Source organism: Paractinoplanes atraurantiacus, assembly GCF_900215205.1.
Taxonomy (GTDB): domain Bacteria; phylum Actinomycetota; class Actinomycetes; order Mycobacteriales; family Micromonosporaceae; genus Actinoplanes; species Actinoplanes atraurantiacus.
Genome location: NZ_OBDY01000061.1, coordinates 1 through 16,638, shown reverse-complemented (window position 1 = coordinate 16,638; position 16,638 = coordinate 1). Strand labels below are relative to the sequence as shown.

At 68.6% G+C, this 16,638-nt stretch carries 13 protein-coding genes and 2 tRNA genes; 1 reads left to right on the top strand and 14 read right to left on the bottom strand.

What is annotated here, in order from left to right; translation table 11 throughout:
• Positions 1–634 precede the first annotated feature (634 nt).
• The 10 genes from CRP55_RS51090 to gyrB all read right to left on the bottom strand — a co-directional run bounded on the left by CRP55_RS51090 (position 635) and on the right by gyrB (position 9,907).
• Positions 635–1,036, bottom strand: coding sequence for an NUDIX domain-containing protein (locus tag CRP55_RS51090; RefSeq protein ID WP_097329371.1), 402 nt, complete (start codon positions 1,034–1,036; stop codon positions 635–637).
• 131 nt (positions 1,037–1,167) lie between these two features.
• Entirely contained in the window at positions 1,168–2,460 is a 1,293-nt protein-coding gene (locus CRP55_RS51085) for a class I SAM-dependent methyltransferase (protein ID WP_097329374.1), read from the bottom strand.
• Between the two features lie 89 nt (positions 2,461–2,549).
• Positions 2,550–3,086, bottom strand: a complete 537-nt coding sequence (locus CRP55_RS51080) for a helix-turn-helix domain-containing protein (RefSeq protein ID WP_245924030.1) — start codon at positions 3,084–3,086, stop codon at positions 2,550–2,552.
• 64 nt (positions 3,087–3,150) lie between these two features.
• Positions 3,151–3,801 carry a DUF6461 domain-containing protein gene (locus tag CRP55_RS51075; protein ID WP_097329369.1) on the bottom strand — a complete coding sequence of 217 codons (651 nt, stop codon included), beginning with the start codon at positions 3,799–3,801 and terminating at the stop codon, positions 3,151–3,153.
• A gap of 105 nt (positions 3,802–3,906) precedes the next feature.
• Positions 3,907–3,979: transfer RNA gene (locus CRP55_RS51070), tRNA-Ala, on the bottom strand.
• A gap of 15 nt (positions 3,980–3,994) precedes the next feature.
• Positions 3,995–4,123: a DLW-39 family protein gene (locus CRP55_RS54250; protein ID WP_218855230.1), complete on the bottom strand. Its 129-nt coding sequence runs from the start codon at positions 4,121–4,123 to the stop codon at positions 3,995–3,997.
• Positions 4,124–4,292: 169 nt separating this feature from the next.
• Positions 4,293–4,366: transfer RNA gene (locus CRP55_RS51065), tRNA-Ile, on the bottom strand.
• A gap of 78 nt (positions 4,367–4,444) precedes the next feature.
• Positions 4,445–5,341, bottom strand: coding sequence for a DUF3566 domain-containing protein (locus tag CRP55_RS51060; RefSeq protein WP_097329373.1), 897 nt, complete (start codon positions 5,339–5,341; stop codon positions 4,445–4,447).
• 3 nt (positions 5,342–5,344) lie between these two features.
• On the bottom strand, positions 5,345–7,855 hold the full coding sequence (gene gyrA / locus CRP55_RS51055) for a DNA gyrase subunit A (protein ID WP_097329368.1): 2,511 nt from the start codon (positions 7,853–7,855) through the stop codon (positions 5,345–5,347).
• 105 nt (positions 7,856–7,960) lie between these two features.
• On the bottom strand, positions 7,961–9,907 hold the full coding sequence (gyrB, locus tag CRP55_RS51050; RefSeq protein ID WP_097329367.1) for a DNA topoisomerase (ATP-hydrolyzing) subunit B: 1,947 nt from the start codon (positions 9,905–9,907) through the stop codon (positions 7,961–7,963).
• A gap of 539 nt (positions 9,908–10,446) precedes the next feature.
• On the opposite strand from gyrB, the gene CRP55_RS51045 reads away from it, so the two are divergent.
• On the top strand, positions 10,447–11,013 hold the full coding sequence (locus CRP55_RS51045) for a hypothetical protein (protein ID WP_097329366.1): 567 nt from the start codon (positions 10,447–10,449) through the stop codon (positions 11,011–11,013).
• A gap of 9 nt (positions 11,014–11,022) precedes the next feature.
• Here the strand turns inward: CRP55_RS51045 and CRP55_RS51040 are convergent, their stop codons facing one another.
• The 4 genes from CRP55_RS51040 to dnaN form a co-directional block, all read right to left on the bottom strand.
• On the bottom strand, positions 11,023–11,496 hold the full coding sequence (locus tag CRP55_RS51040; RefSeq protein WP_097329372.1) for a DciA family protein: 474 nt from the start codon (positions 11,494–11,496) through the stop codon (positions 11,023–11,025).
• A gap of 400 nt (positions 11,497–11,896) precedes the next feature.
• Positions 11,897–13,027, bottom strand: coding sequence for a DNA replication/repair protein RecF (recF, locus tag CRP55_RS51035; protein WP_097329365.1), 1,131 nt, complete (start codon positions 13,025–13,027; stop codon positions 11,897–11,899).
• A gap of 7 nt (positions 13,028–13,034) precedes the next feature.
• Complete coding sequence (gene gnd / locus CRP55_RS51030; RefSeq protein ID WP_097329364.1) at positions 13,035–13,910, bottom strand: phosphogluconate dehydrogenase (NAD(+)-dependent, decarboxylating); 876 nt, start codon at positions 13,908–13,910, stop codon at positions 13,035–13,037.
• Positions 13,911–13,950: 40 nt separating this feature from the next.
• Positions 13,951–15,084: a DNA polymerase III subunit beta gene (gene dnaN, locus CRP55_RS51025; RefSeq protein ID WP_097329363.1), complete on the bottom strand. Its 1,134-nt coding sequence runs from the start codon at positions 15,082–15,084 to the stop codon at positions 13,951–13,953.
• Positions 15,085–16,638 lie beyond the last annotated feature (1,554 nt).

Sequence of the window (16,638 nt, the reverse complement as noted above, 5' to 3'; positions counted from 1 at the left end):
CCCCGTCCCCGTCCCCGTCCCCGTCCCCGTCCCCGTCCCCGTCCCCGTCCGCGTCCGCGTCCGCGTCCAAGGCTGTCCACGCCGCGGCCCGAATCGAGACCGCGACGGCAAACCACACCGCCGCCGCATCCGCCCCCGAACGCTCCGCCGACCGCTCCCCCGGCCGAGCCTTCCCCCGCTCTTCCAAGCGCTCCTCCGACCACGCAGAAGCGGTCCGCTAGCGCTCCCGCCGCCCGGGAAAAGAGCTCACGGCGACCGCCCGGACAAAGCTGTCACCACTTCCGCCCGGGGGAAGCTCTCACCGCGGCGCCCGCCCCTGGGGGAAGCTCTCACCGCGGCGCCCGCCCAGAGGAGCTTTTACCGCTGCGTCCAGAGGAAGCGCTCGCGGCGCCTGCCCGGGAGAAAGCACTCACCGTGCCGCCCAGGGGAAGCGCCGCCCCGGGGAACCTTTCACCGCGCCGCCTGGGGATACCTTTCGCCGCGCTGCCCGGGAAAACGCTCACCGCGCCGCCGAAAGAAGCTCTCACCGGGCGTCCGGCGGAAGCTCTCACCACGCCGACCCGCGCAAACTCTCGCCGCGTCACCCCGCTGGAAGCTCTCACCACGCCGGCGGGAAGCCGCTGTGTGGGAGTGGTCAGGCGGTCGGCAGGACGACGATCATCGGCGGGACCGGGACACCGCCGTGTGTCTCGATGGGCAACTCTGGAGCCGGCAGCCAGTCGAGGCCCAGCGGCTCCGGCCCCTTGCCGTCGTCGGCGCCCACCCGGGGCTCGCCGTCGGCCACGGTCACCGAGAAGACCGAGGTCATGCCCGACGGGTACGGCATCTCGAGGATGTGCCGGGCCTCACCGACCACCAGGCCCGTCTCCTCGAAGACCTCCCGCCGGACGGCCTGCTCGGCGGTCTCGCCCGGCTCCAGACCGCCGCCGGGCAGGGTCCACCACTCGCCGCCACCGGATCGTCGGCTGCGCTCGTGCACCATCAGCACGCGCCCGTCCCGCACGATCACGGCGGCGGCCCGTTTTCGTTCGTCCACGATCGCAGGCTAACCGGCCGCCGGGGGTTCACGCACGACCAGAGGAAAAGCTGTGGATAACGTCCGGATTCGTTCCTGCGTAATCGAACCGTCACCGACCAAAATGGACTGGTGGACGGTAACGGGATCGATCACACCGAATAGGCACTGCGGGTAGCGGGCATATCGCTCGTACCGTCCCGATGTTCCTTGACCGCGAGGACCTGGTTCACACCGATTCGTGCCTGTTCGAAGGCGAGCGCCGAGGCCGCCATGTAGAGGCGCCACACCCGGGCACGACCCGGGCTGGTCAGCGACACGGCCTCGGCCCAGTCCGATTCCAGGTTCGCCACCCACGCGCGCAGGGTGCGGCCGTAGTGCTCCCGTAGCGCGTGCACGTCGCGTACCTCGAAACCGGCTTCTTCCAGCAGCGTGGTCGTGGTGCCGATCGGCGCCAGTTCGCCGTCCGGGAAGACGTACGCGTCGATGAAGGAACGCTGCTGGTGCGGTTGTTTCTCGGCCAGGCGGAGCCGGGAGATCTGGTGGTTGAGCAGGCGGCCGCCGGGCTTGAGCTGGCCGTAGAGGATCTGGGCGTACTCCTTGTACGGCCCGGTGCCGACGTGCTCGGCCATGCCCACGCTGGAGATCGCGTCGAACGGGCCGTCGTCGAGGTCGCGGTAGTCCTGCACCCTGATCTCGACCTGCTCGGTGAGGCCGGCCTCGGCGACCTGCTTGCGCGCGAAGTCGGCCTGCTCGGTGGAGAGCGTGATGCCGAGAACCCGCACGCCGTACTCGCGGGCGGCGTGGATGGCCAGGCTGCCCCAGCCGCAACCGACGTCGAGCAGGCGCATGCCCGGCTCGAGGCCCAGCTTGCGGCAGATCAGGTCGAGCTTGTCGCGCTGCGCGTCGGCCAGCCCGTAGCCGGGCTCGTCGGAGGTCCAGTAGGCGCAGGAGTAGACCATGCTCGGCCCGAGCACGATCCGGTAGAAGTCGTTGCCGACGTCGTAGTGGTGGCTGATCGCCTGCCGGTCGCGCCGCATGCTGTGCCGGCTGCCGGTGACGACCATCTCCTCCGGCGGCGGCTTCGGCTGCGTGCCGAGCAGCCCGAGGCGCACCAGGTCGCCGAAGACCGCGCGGACCGGGATGTCCCGCAGCTCGGGGGCCCGCCAGATCAGGGCGGCGAGACGGGTCAGCGCCTCGTACAGGTCACCGTCGACGTCGATATCGCCCGAGACGTACGCCCGGGCCAGGCCGAGCTCGTTCGGCTGCCAGATGATCCGGCGCAGGGCCCGCTTGTTGCGGATGATCAGCACCGGCGCGTCGGTGGGCCCGGCCTCGGAGCCGTCCCAGGCTCGCAGCCGTACGGGCATGGGCGCCTGTAACAGCGATTCGAGCAGATCCTTGAGCCGCGTGGCGGTGTTCAGAGAAGGAATGGTCGTCGGCATCGGTACCTCCCCGGGGGTGCAGACGATCTCCACTATCTGCCCGGATCCACGAGATACATAAGGTCCTGATGCACTTTGTGATCGACGACTCACACTGCGCGCATGACCCGCTCCAAAGTTTCCAGGCGCATGGGTCTTGCCTGCTCACGGCGGCTCTCGGCCAGCGCGTCGAGCACCGCCCGCCGCTCCGCTTCGGACAGCACGCCGGCGAACGGCGATGTGCTACGGAGCTTCACCGCATGCTCCGCCGGAGAGGTGAGCACGTCTATGACCGCGGCCACGCCGCCGTCCAGCAGCGCCTCCCAGCGATCGAGCCACTGCCATTCCGAGCCGTCCGGATGCAGGTGGCGAAGCCGTCGCAGGTTGATCGCGGCGGCCGCCAGAACGGCCGGCGGATGGGCCGCCAGCTTGGCCGCGATCGCGCGATGCAACCACAGCTCTTCGGTCTGATCACGAGTCAGGACAGGGTGAATCAGAGCCTCCACATCGGACCGGCGGACGCGGCGGTTGGGGCCGACATTGACGTACGGAATCAGGCCCCGAGCGCACAGATCGAGCACGCGCCACCGCGGGAACCGCATCAGAACCGCGGCCTCGCCGATCGAAAGGAACTCCGGTGTGCGCATCGTCACACGTGGATATTGGCCTCGCGGATCCGGGACTGCAACAACCGAACGGCCAATGACTCTTTCACCGAGGGGCTGAGCTGAACAGGTACGTCCGCTCCTTCAAAAGATCCAGAGTTAGGGGTACGCCCGTGAGCCGCTCCGCGAGCGCGAACGAGGCCGCCTGTGTCGTTGCCGGCGTGAACCCGACGGCACCGATCGTCGAGGCCAGCTCGGTCGCCCTCGTACCCAGGCGTTTGCCGTCCGAAGCAGGGTCGAACTCCAGCTCGACCACCCGATCGCTCATGACCAGGAACCGGCTGCGCGCCTGGGGACCGTGGTAGTTGCAGACGACCGTGGTGCCGACGGAAAGCTCGGAGAGCAGTTGGTCGGCCAGCCCCAGGTTCCCGTTGTCCTCGATGATCAGAGACGTGGCGTCCAGCCGCGCCACACCGAAGAAGTACTTACCGCCGCTGACCCGCTGCCCGTCGCCGGCCCCCACGAGCTGCTGCCAGGCGACCCGTTCCAGCTCTTTGCCCTTCAACCGGTCCAGCACCTGTTGAGGCTTGAGCCCGGCCACCCAGACAAAGCAGTAGCCCTTGTCCAGATCGGTGACGCCGTCGAACCACGCGTAGTCGGCCGCCGTGGCCTGCCGCTTGATGGCAGCAGCCGAGGGCGTGGGCCGCGGTTCCCGCTCCCCACACGCAGCCAGAAGCCCTAAGGCTGCAAGTCCCACAAGATTCCGCCGGCGCACGGCTGGTAGTAGATCACGAGACGCCGCCGACCCTCAAAGCAAAACGGCCCCGCCCAAGTGGGCTGAGGCCGTCTTCGTCTTGTCTTGTGGAGCCCAGGGGACTTGAACCCCTAACCCCCGCCTTGCAAAGGCGGTGCTCTGCCAGTTGAGCTAGGGCCCCCAGAACCAACGCTACCTAGCGCAGATCAGGAGTGGTAGTCGCCTCATGCCACAACGCCCGCTCATCACTGGACGCCTTGACCTTCTTGAACACAAGAGCCGCCGCACCAGCAACCGCAGCAACGATCAGAAGCTTCTTAAGCATCACGACCCCCAGAGGTTTGTCCGCCACTCCGCCCTACCCCCGGCGGATGCGTGAGCGACTCACTCACCGCGCCCACCGCAACGTGGGGGTCTGGGGGGTCGCCCCCCAGGCAGATATGACAAGCGACCTGCGTCCGCGCTTTTTGCGGACACAGGACGCCTGTCGCGCGTGGGGCTAGCTGGAATCGAACCAGCGACCTCAGAGTTATCAGCTCTGCGCTCTAACCGACTGAGCTATAGCCCCTCAGAAGCGACACCGAAGGTTACCGCACGGGGGTGGGAGCCGCCAAAACGGGGGTGGCTCCCAACCCTGTGCTGTCGCTCAGTCCCTCTCGGCGAGGGTCAGCTCGACGCCGCCGACCAGGTCGGCGCAGACGTTGTAGATGAAGGCGCCGAGGGTGGCCAGGGCGGTGAACAGAACGACGTTCACGGCTCCGATCAGCATCGACGTGCCGATGACGCCCCAGGCGGTGATCTGGAAGCCGCCGGAGGCGGAGGCCTCGTCGCCGCCGGAGGCGGAGACGAGCTCCTTGAGGCTCGTGTTGACCTCGCCCCAGACGCCCATGGCGTCGAGGGCCAGGTAGAGCACCGAGGTGGCGACGACCACGACGATGAAGAGCACCACGGAGACGGCGAACGAGAATTTCATCACGGACCAGGGGTCGATCCGCTTGAGGTTGAGCCGGGCACGGCGAGGGCCGCGCGCGGCCGCCGAGGTGACCGTCGTGCGGGCCGAGCGGACGGCCTCGGTGACCCGGGCCGCGCCGACCGCGTTGCCGCCCTGAGGCTGCTGCTGCGGGCCGGCCGGGCGGGCCTTGCCGGAGGTGACCTGCCCGGGGGCCGGCGCGCCGGCAGCGCCGCCGGGGCGCTGCTGCGGGCCGGTGCCGGAGCCACCTGGCTTGGCGGCCCCGGGCACGCTGACGCGTCCCGAGGTGCTGCCGGGGGCAGCGCCCTTGCCCTTGGTGACGGTCGGCACACTGGCCGAGCCCTTCACGATGCCGCCAGGGCGTTTCGTGTCGTCACTTTCGGCGTTGGGCTCACCGGGGGGCGGGGCCATGCCCGGCGCCCGGGTGAACTTCGGCGGGGACGGGGCTTCGGCGGGGGCCGCCGTACGAGCCGCGGCTGACTCGCGTCCGTTCTTGGCGGCGTCTTTCTTGGCCGCTTCGTCCGGAGTCGCTGAGCTCCCCGTGGCCCCCGACTTCGCCTGTGTCTCCGGCATCAACTAGTCCTGTTCGTCAGGCTCGTCGGCATTGCGAGCAAGCGCCACGATGGTTACACCTTCTGGGAGGTCCATCAGCTTGACCCCCATTGTGTTCCGATCCCTCGTGCGCCGTACAGGCTTCACGGGAGTCCGGATGACACCACCATTGCTGGTGATGGCAAATAGTTCATCCTCCGGGCTGATCACGAGGGCGCCCACCAGTCCACCACGACGTTCCGTGATCTTCGCGGTGAGTACGCCCTTGCCGCCTCGGCCCTGCACGGGATACTCCTCGATCGGCGTGCGCTTCGCATACCCACCGTTGGTGGCGACCAACACATCCATGCCCTCGCGCACGACCTCCATGGCGAGGAGCTCGTCGTTGTCGCTGAACCGCATGCCGATCACGCCGGAGGTGGCCCGGCCCATCGGGCGCAGCGCCTCGTCGGTGGCGTTGAACCGGATGGCCTGAGCCTTCTTGGAGACCAGCAGCAGATCGTTCTCCGATGCCGCCAGGGCCGCGCCCACCAACTCGTCGTCCTCCCGCAGGTTGATGGCGATGATGCCACCGCTGCGGTTGGAGTCAAATTCCTCGAGCCGGGTCTTCTTCACGAGGCCATTCTTAGTGGCGAGCACAAGGTATGGCGCGACCTGGTAGTTCGGGATCTGGATGACCTGCGCGATGTGCTCGTCGGGCTGGAAGGCGAGCAGGTTGGCGACGTGCTGGCCCTTCGCGACGCGGGCCGCCTCGGGCAGCTCGTACGCCTTGGCCCGGTAGACCCGGCCCTTGTTGGTGAAGAACAGCATCCAGTCGTGCGTCGAGATCACGAAGAAGTGCGACACGATGTCGTCCTGCCGCAGCGTGGCGCCGCTCACGCCCTTGCCGCCGCGCTTCTGCGAGCGGTACAGATCGACCTTCGTGCGCTTCGCATAACCGGTACGTGTGATGGTCACCACAACGTCCTCGCGCGCGATGAGATCCTCCATGGAGACCTCACCGTCGAACGGGATGATCTGGGTGCGCCGCTCGTCGCCGAACTTCTGCACGATCTCGCGCAGTTCCTCGGAGACGATCGCCCGCTGCCGTTCCGGCTTGGCGAGGATGTCCTTGAGGTCGGCGATCTCGAGCTCGATCTTGCCGAGCTCGTCGATGATGCGCTGGCGCTCGAGGGCGGCCAGGCGGCGCAGCTGCATGTCGAGGATCGCGGTGGCCTGCACCTCGTCCACGTCGAGCAGCTGCATCAGGCCCTGCCGCGAGTCCTCGACGGTCGGCGAGCGCCGGATCAGGGCGATGACCTCGTCGAGCATGTCGAGCGCCTTGACCAGACCGCGCAGGATGTGCGCGCGCTCCTCGGCCTTGCGCAGGCGGAACGCGGTCCGCCGGCGGATGACCTCGATCTGGTGGTCGACGTAGTAGCGGATGAACTGCGCCAGGTTCAGCGTGCGCGGCACGCCGTCGACCAGGGCGAGCATGTTCGCGCCGAAGGTCTCCTGGAGCTGGGTGTGCTTGTAGAGGTTGTTCAGCACGACCTTGGCGACCGCGTCGCGCTTCAAAACCAGGATGAGACGCATTCCCGTACGCCCGGAGGACTCGTCCCGGATGTCCGCGATGCCGGTGAGCTTGCCCTCCTTGACCAGCTCGGCCACCCGCTCGGCGAGGTTGTCCGGGTTGACCTGGTAGGGCAGCTCGGTGACGACGAGGCAGGGCCGGCCGCGCGGGTCCTCCTCGACCTCGACGACCGCGCGCATCCGGATCGAGCCGCGACCGGTGCGGTAGGCGTCCTGAATGGCCTGCTGGCCGACGATCAGGCCGTAGGTCGGGAAGTCGGGACCCTTGACGATCTCGAGCATCGCCTCGAGCGCGGTGGCCTCGTCGGACTCGGGGTTGTCGAGCTGCCACTGCACGGCACCCGCGATCTCGCGCAGGTTGTGCGGCGGGATCTTGGTCGCCATGCCGACGGCGATGCCCTCGGACCCGTTGACCAGCAGGTTGGGGAAGCGGGCGGGCAGGATCGTCGGCTCCTGCGTACGGCCGTCGTAGTTGTCCTGCATGTCGACGGTGTCTTCGTCGATGTCACGCAGCATCTCCATCGCCAGCGGCGACAGCTTCGACTCCGTGTAGCGCATGGCGGCCGGCGGGTCGTTGCCCGGCGAGCCGAAGTTGCCGTTGCCGTCGATCAGCGGGTACCGCAGCGACCAGGGCTGCCCCATCCGGACGAGGGCGTCGTAGATCGACGAGTCGCCGTGCGGGTGGTAGTTGCCCATGACGTCGCCGACGACGCGCGCGCACTTGACGTAGCCGCGATCGGGCCGGAAGCCCGAGTCGTACATCGCGTAGAGGATCTTGCGGTGCACCGGCTTGAGGCCGTCGCGGACGTCGGGCAGCGCCCGGCCGACGATGACGCTCATCGCGTAGTCGAGGTACGAGCGCTGCATCTCGACCTCGAGGCCGACGGGCTCGACGCGCTGGGTCACGCCGCCGGTCGACTCCGGGGCCTCGTCGCCGTCGGGGGGTTCGGGAGTGTCAGTCACTGTTAACCCTTACTCAAGGTGAAACCAGACATAAGCGGCATTAGCCCACGTATCGCTGTGGATAACGTTGTGGAAAGTAGGGGGTCGCTGTGGATACTCGGCAACCTAGATGTCCAGGAACCGCACGTCCTTGGCGTTGCGCTGGATGAACGAGCGCCGCGCCTCCACGTCCTCGCCCATCAGAACGCTGAACAGCTCGTCGGCCACCGCGGCGTCGTCGAGCGTGACCTGGCGCAGCGTGCGCGTGGCCGGGTCCATCGTCGTGTCCCAGAGCTCGTGGAAGTTCATTTCGCCGAGGCCCTTGAACCGCTGGATGTCGTCCGGCTTGGCGTTCGGCTTCTTCTGCTGGCGCAGCGCGATCAGGCCGTCCCGCTCCCGGTCGGAGTAGGCGTACTGGGCGTCGTCGCCGCGCTTGTTCCACTTGATCTTGTAAAGCGGCGGGGCGGCCAGGTAGACGTGACCCATCTCGACCAGCGGCCGCATGAAGCGGAACAGCAGCGTGAGCAGCAGCGTCTGGATGTGCTGGCCGTCGACGTCGGCGTCGGCCATCAGCACGATCTTGTGGTAGCGGAGCTTGGCGATGTCGAAGTCGTCGTGGATGCCGGTGCCCATGGCGGTGATCAGCGCCTGGACCTCGTTGTTCTTCAGCACCCGGTCGATGCGGGCCTTCTCGACGTTCAAGATCTTGCCGCGGATCGGCAGGATGGCCTGGATACGGCTGTTGCGGCCCTGCTTGGCCGAGCCGCCGGCCGAGTCGCCCTCGACGATGAACAGCTCGGACTCGCGCGGGTCGGTCGACTGGCAGTCGGCCAGCTTGCCCGGCATCGAGCCCGACTCCAGCAGCGACTTGCGGCGGGCCAGCTTGCGGGCCTGCTGCGCGGCGATACGGGCGCGGGCGGCCTGCGACGCCTTGGTGATGATGATCTTCGCGTCGGCCGGGTTGCGGTCGAACCAGTCGGCCAGCTGCTCGTTGGCGACCCGCTGGACGAAGCTCTTCATGTCGGTGTTGCCGAGCTTGGTCTTGGTCTGACCCTCGAACTGCGGGTTCTGCAGCTTCACCGAAATGATCGCGGCGAGACCCTCGCGGATGTCCTCGCCGGAGAGCTTCTCGTCGGCCTTGAGGAACTTCTTCTCGGCCCCGTACCGGTTGACGAGGCTGGTCAGCGCCGCCCGGAAGCCCTCCTCGTGCGTGCCGCCCTCGTGCGTGTTGATCGAGTTGGCGAAGGTGTAGACCGACTCGCCGTACGACTCGTTCCACTGCATCGCGACCTCGACCGCCATGCCCTCCTCGGCCGACTCGGCGCCGAAGTCGATGACCGACTTGTGGATCGCGGTCTTCGTGGCGTTCAGGTGACGGACGAAGTCGGAGATGCCGTCCGCGTACATGAAGGTGACCTTGCGGTGGTTGCCTTCCTCGTCGACGCTGCGCTCGTCGGTGAAGTTGATCGTGAGCGCCTTGTTGAGGAACGCGTACTCCTGGAGACGACGGTAGATCGTCTGGAAGTCGTAGTCGGTGGTCTCGAAGATCGACGGGTCGGGCCAGAACTGCACGGTCGAACCGGTGGTGGCGGTCGCCTCGCCCTTCTCCAGCGGGCTCGGCTTGGACGCGGTGTAGTCCTGCCGCCAGACGAAGCCGTCCTTGTGGATCTCGACGTGCATCTTGGTGGAGAGCGCGTTCACGACCGAGACGCCGACGCCGTGCAGACCGCCGGACACCTTGTAGGCGGTGCCCTCGAACTTGCCGCCGGCGTGCAGGATCGTCAGGGCGACCTCGACACCGGGCTTCTTCAGCTTCGGGTGCAGATCGACCGGGAAACCACGGCCGTTGTCGGTGACCGAGACGCCGCCATCGGCCAGCAGCACCACGTCGACGGTGTCGCAGTAGCCGGCCATCGCCTCGTCGACCGCGTTGTCCACAACCTCCCAGACCAGGTGGTGCAGACCGCGCTCGCCGGTGGAGCCGATGTACATGCCCGGGCGCTTGCGGACCGCCTCGAGACCCTCGAGAACGGTGATTTGACCGGCACCGTATTCCTGGTTGTTCTCTGTCACCCTCGGCCACTTTCTCGCGGTGGGACCGGTGGGTCCCACACAGGGAGGCGGGCGCGCGGCGGGCGGCGGCGGGCAGGGTCGACCACAGATGACAACCCGCGGGGAGAAGCGGACCACCGGTGGAACCATGCTCGCCGGTCGCCGCGGCAAGCCCGCGGATCGTGATCGGCTGGAAAAACCGCGTAGCGTAACTGCGGCCAGCCTTAATCGGCTGCCCGCGAGCCTTGTACGCAAGTTTTCCCGGTCTCCGTCGATTCTACTCCGCCGAATCGAGTTGGCGAGGGTCCGGCACCCCTTCCGGGTGCCTCAGATTGCCGTAGCCGGATTTGAGGCGCGCCCTAAGTCCTCCCCTACACGGAAGACGCACCCGGCCGCAACGGCAAGTGATCCGGCTGCCGCTGTCCGGGGCGCGCCTTCCGGCCCACGCCGCCACGCGCTGCCACACTGCCTCCCAGCGGCGGGGGTTTGTGTCGTAACCTCCCCGCGCGGGCCGGTGCTTGGCCGGACGGCCGCGAATGGTCTAGGAGGGATGGCCCCCAATGGCGCACGACAAGGGGCTGGAGAACGTCGCGGTGCATTGGCCGCGGACCAACCAGTACTACGACCCGGTAGCTCCCGCCGAGTTCGTCGACTTCGGGGCGATCGCCGACGCGCCCGAGATCGCCGCGCCCACGGGAGCGCTGGCACTGCACATCGCCAAGACCGGCACGGTGCGCGCGACCGCGTACACCGAATTGGTCGATCTGCTCCTCGGTCTCGGCGGCGTGCTCTACGCCACCGAGGCCGCCGCGGAGGACGAGGACCCGGTCATCGACCCCGACGGCTGCGCGTGGATCGCGGGCGGTCTGGAGCGGTTCGTCGAGGGACACGAGAAGTACGGCGACCTCGTCACCTTCGACAGCGTGGCCGAGGTGATGCGCAACGCGATCTCGGCCGGGCGGCTGGCCGAGCAGCAACTGCGCTGGCTCGATCAGCGCCTGGCCGCGCTGCGTGACGAGGCGGGCAACGCGCCGCACTGGAGCTTCGCCCGCTCCGAGCTGGCGATCCTCGCCGGCTTCTACCGCCGCTGCGCCGAGCGCGGCTTCGCGGTCTTCGCCGATTACTGAAACCCCGATTCAGCCGTACGTGTCCCGGGGGCCCCTGCCTTGAACGCGGCGGGGGCCCTTGCTCCAGGAGGGCGCGGCCGGGCCGTGGATGTTCAGCTTGGTGACCACGTTGTGGCCGACCTCGCCGGCGATGTTGCGCAGCAGGGTGGCCGCGAGCAGGCGCAGCTGCGTGGCCCAGGCCGTGGACTCGGCCTCGACGGTCAGCACGCCGGCGTCGAGCTTGACCGGCCGGCTGTGCGAGGCGATCTCGGGGCCGACCACCTTTTCCCAGGCGCCGAAGACGGTGGCCTCAGCTTTCGGCCGCTCCCAGCCCCGGGCCTTCATGAGCCGCTGGAGCACGTCGCCGAACAGCGCCGGGTCGCGCGGGTCCGGTCCGGGCCCGGAGTAGCCGCGCAGCCTTTTCTCGCCTTTGGCGCCCGTGGTGCCGCGCCGCGGCTTGCGGGCGGCGTTCTCCCGGCGCCGGGCCAGCGCGGCGTCGAGCACGGCCCGGGCGAGATCGGGGCCGGAAACGCCCTCAGCGCCCTCCTGAGCCGCTGAAGGCTCCGAGCCCTGGGTGGACCCAGCATCGGGACGTTCTGTCGTCTCAGCGGGCCGGGACGGGCGCCCGGCGGGATCTTCCGAACGCCACCGGGCCGGTTCCGGAGCGGCGGTGGCCGCGGTCTCGGCGGCGTACCAGCCGTCGTCGGCGACGCCGAGCTCCTCGCGGGTCAGCCCGTCGGGATCGGCCTGTGGATAAAACCGCTCGGCTGTGGACGGCGGCTGGGGACGGTCGCCGTGCGCCGGCGGACGGTGCTCGCGCCGCAGGTCGTCGTGCCGGCTCCGCTCGCGCACCAGGTCGTCGTGGCGGGTCCGGTCGTCCCGCTGGGTGGGGTCGTCGTCGCCTTTATTCGCCACGGCTCACCGATCCCGTCGTGACGTCGTAGCGGGCGCCGCGCAGGGCGGCCGGCACGTCCTCGGGGACGGCACAGGTCACCAGCAGCTGGGCGGCGTCGGAGACCAGGGCGGCCAGGCGGTCGCGGCGGCCGCCGTCGAGCTCGGCGAAGACGTCGTCGAGGATCAGGACCGGCTCGATGCCGTCGGAGCGCAGCAGGTCGTACGCGGCCAGGCGCAGCGCCAGGGCGAACGACCACGACTCGCCGTGGCTGGCGTAGCCCTTGGCCGGCAGGTCGCCCAGGCGCAGGGCGAGATCGTCGCGGTGCGGGCCGACCAAGGTGACGCCCCGCTCGATCTCGGCCGTCCGGCGCTCCTGCAGCGAGTCGAGCAGCGCTCGCTCCAGGGCGGGGCGGTCGGGAGTGAGCCCGTCGCCGAGCTTCGCCGCGTACGCGATCGAGGCGGCCGACCGGCCGGCCGCGACCGCGTCGTACGCCTTGGTCAGATGCGGGCCGAGGGCGGCGACCAGCTCGAGGCGGCCGGCCAGCAGCTCGGCACCGTGATGGGCCAGATGCTGATCCCAGACGGCCAGTGTGGACAGGTCCTGTCCGCGGTTGCCGCCGACCTTGCGGGTCAGATAGGCGGTGCGCAGCAGGGCGTTGCGTTGCTTGATCACCCGGTCGTAGTCGGCCCGGACGCCGGAGTATCGCGGCTGGCGGGCGACGAGGAGATCGTCGAGGTAGCGGCGGCGCTCCGAGGGGTCGCCGCGGACCAGCTCGAGATCCTCGGGGGCGAACAGCACCATGCGCAGGGCGCCGAGGATCTCCCGCGGCCGGCGGACCGGGGAACGGTTGAGCCGCGCCCGGTTCGCCTTGCCGGGAACGATCTCCAACTCGACGAGCAGCTCACGTCCCTCGTGGACGATCGCGCAGCGGATCACCGCGCTGGCTGCTCCGGCGCGGACCAGCGGGGCGTCGGTGGCCACCCGGTGACTGTCCAGAGTGGCCACGTAACCCAGCGCCTCGATGAGGTTGGTCTTGCCCATGCCGTTCTGGCCGACCAGCACGGACACGCCGGGTTCGAGGTCGACCGCGACCCGCTCGTACGAGCGGAAATTGGTCAGCTCGACCCGGCGTACGTACACGGCTTGCTCAGACGGACTTCACGGCGTGACCGCCGAACTGGTTGCGCAGCGCCGCCACGGCCTTCATCGCGGGCGAGTCGTCCTGACGGGACTCGAACCGCGTGAAGATCGAAGCAGCCAGGACGTGGGCGGGAACGGCCAGGCGGACGGCCTCGTCGACCGTCCAGCGGCCCTCGCCGGTGTCCTCGACATAGCCCTTGATCTGCGCCAGCTCCGGGTCCGCGTCGAGCGCCCGGTCGAGCAGGTCGAGCAGCCACGACTTGACGACGCTGCCCTCGCGCCAGCTCTTGATCACGGCGGGCACGTTGTGGACGAGCTCCGAGGCCATGAGGATCTCGTAGCCCTCGCCGTACGCCTGCATCATGCCGTACTCGATGCCGTTGTGGATCATCTTGGCGTAGTGGCCGGCGCCGTGCGTGCCGGCGTGCGCGAAGCCGAACTCACCCTCGGGCTTGAGGGCGTCGAAGATCGGCTGGCAACGCTGCACGTCGGCCTCGTCGCCGCCGACCATCAGGGCGTACCCGTTGGTCTTGCCCCAGATGCCGCCGGAGACGCCGACATCGAGGTAGTGGACGCCCTTCGGCTTCAGCCGCTCGGCGCGCGGGGCGTCGTCGGTGAACTTCGAGTTGCCGCCGTCGATGATGATGTCGCCCTCGGACAGCAGGTCCGCGAGCTCGTTGATGGTGTCCTCGGTGATCTTCCCGGCGGGGACCATGGTCCAGATGACCCGCGGAGCGGCGAGCTTCTCGACCAGTTCGGCCAGGTTGGCGACGTCGCTGTTCTCCGGGTGGTGGTCGTAGCCGACGACCTCGTGACCGGCTGCGCGAATGCGGTCGCGCATGTTTCCACCCATTCGGCCGAGACCGATAAGGCCGAGCTGCATGGTGTTCCCCCTAGATCGTGCGTTTCTCTCAGGCCCAGTATCAGCGGGTTACCCTGATCGGCATGATCAGATAGCGGTATCCGGGGATGATTTCGCCCTCTTCTGTTGCGGGCGAGATCACAGCGGGCTTGAACGCGTCGACGAACGAGAACACGGCGATCGACGAGCCCAGGTTCTGCAGACCGTCGATCAGATACTGCGGGTTGAAGCCGATCGTGAGCGGCTCGCCGGTGAAGGTGGCCTCCATGGCCTCGCTGGCCCGGGCCTCCTCCGTCCCACCGGCCTCGACCACCAGACCGTCCTCACTGAAGCTCAGCAGCACCGGGGTGGTGCGCTCGGCGACCAGGGCCACACGGCGTACGACCTCGACCAGACCGGGGACGCTGATCCGGGCCTGCGCGTTGCTGCTGGCCGGGAACAGTGAGCGCACCGGCGGGTAGTTGGCCCCGTCGAGCAGGCGGCTCGTGGTCCGCCGGGTGCCGCCGGCGAAACCGATCATGCCCTCGCCGGCGTTGCCCTGCGCGAGCGCGAGGGTGACCGAACCGCCGAGCGGGCCGAGCGTCTTGGCGGTGTCGTTGAGGGTTTTGGCCGGCACCAGCGAGTTCAGGCTGATCTCGGAGTCGTCCGGGTTCCACTCCATCTCGCGCATGGCGAGCCGGTAGCGGTCGGTGGCCAGCATGGCCATCGTCGAGCCGTTCAGCTCGATGCGCACACCGGTCATCATCGGCAGCGTCTCGTCACGGCCCGCGGCCACGGCGACCTGGGCGACGGCGGCGGCGAAGGCGGCCGCGTCGACCGTGCCGGCGCTGGAAGGCATCTCCGGCAGGCTCGGGTAGTCCTCGACCGGCATCGTCGGCAGCGTGAACCGGGCGCTGCCACAGACGAGCTCGAGATGGGCGCCGACCGCGGCGATGTCGACCGGCTTGGCCGGCAGCGCCTTGGTGATCTCAGCGAGCAGACGGCCGGAGACCAGGGCGGCGCCGTCGGCGTCGGCCTGCACCTCGACGGTCACCTGGCTGGAGACCTCGTAGTCGAAGCCGGAGACCTGGAGCCTGCTGTCGGTGACGCGCAGCATGACGCCGGCCAGAACCGGCACCGACGGGCGGCTGGGCAGGCTCTTGGCGGTCCAGGCCACGGCGTCGGCGAGTGCGTCTCGCTCCACCCGGAACTTCATGCTGTCCTCCGCGTCGCTTCCTCATGTTGTGGGCTTCGACCATGTCGTGGGCTTCGTAGTGGAGCTTCGACCCCCACGAACCTTATTGCGAGCAGCGGAGCGGTGTCGCTCCGGCCCCGGTGCTGGTTTTGCTTGATCAAGCTGTGGAGCAACGGCTCGAAGCGGCTCACCCACAACATCCACAACGCCGTTGATTGCTTTTTGTTGTCTTAGAGAAATATCTAGTCGTCTTCATAGGGCCTGTGCATAGTGTGGAAAACTCGCGTCCTCGCAGGTCAGCGGGTTATCCACCGGTGATTCACATGTGGGAAACCAGGGTACAAACCCCGGTCCTCATCCACAGTCGCGGACCTGACGGCAGGTTGTCCACCGCTGTCCACCGCTTATCCACCGGATATCCACGGGTTTTATCCCCCGCCCTGTGGACGGCGTAGCAACGCTACCGGCTCGTCGTCCCCAGAACCTTCAACAGGAAATCCACAGCCCTCCACAGGCTGTGAGATCAACTGTGACGCTCAGTGTTTGTCCACATCGATTTCCCCAGGCTTGGTCCACATCTGTGGGTAACGGGCCGGCGAGTTCTCCACCGCTGGGGATAAACCCCTGTGGACGCCTGTGGATTTGTGTGGACAACGTTGGCACGAAACGGTTCCGTTCCGGCGTTGACAAGTCGCCGATGTCATGGGTGGCGATTGGGCCGGTTTGGCGGCCTGCGGCGCGGGGGATTTTGCCGCGGGCTGTGGACAACTCGGTGATTTGAGCGCTCCGGTTATGCACAGGTTGTGGACAAAGGCTGAGGAATACGTGGAAATCGCCCCTCTGAGGGACACGATCGGGTGTGGATAACCCCGTTCGGGTGGGGACGAGCTCGGTGAGGCGCGGCATGCGGGCTACCCACAGGGCCGGCAGGGGCGGCGGCTTCATCCACAGCGGCCGAAGGCGAACTCGGGCGCTCAGGGGCGGCAGTTGAGGGCTGGGTGGCGTCTGTCCACAGCGTCCTGGCGTGTTGGCGCGCCCTCCGCCTAGCCCTCACCTCAGCATCTGGCGCCCCGCGTCGCCGCGACTGCTTCCGGCATTCCCGCTGCATCCCTTGGGCCCACCGCGACCGCTGCGCCTGCCGCGTCCGCTGCGTGGGCGCGGGCCCGAGGCACGGGGGATTCCGCCTACACGCGGACGTGCACGCAGGACGCGGGAGCCAGCCACGAGGCAAGCGATGCGTGGTCTTGAGGTGCGGGGCATGGGGTTGCGAGGCGCGGCCATGAGGCGCGCGGCCCGAGGCACGGGACGCGAGGCCCGAGACGCCAGGCGCGAGGCAGGAGGCACGGGCCTCGAAACATGGGGCATGGGGCGCGAGGCACGAGGTGCGGGGCGAGGCACAGGAAGCGGGAGCCAGCCACGAGGCAGACGGTGCGGGTTCTGAGGTGCAGGACATGGGGTTGCGGCGGGGCGTGGCCGCGAGGCGCGGGGTGCCGGCACGAGACGCGCGGGGGCCTGCGGGACGTCGGGCACGAAGCGCGGGCGGCGGGACGCGAGGTGCGGGGCGCGCGGTGCCGG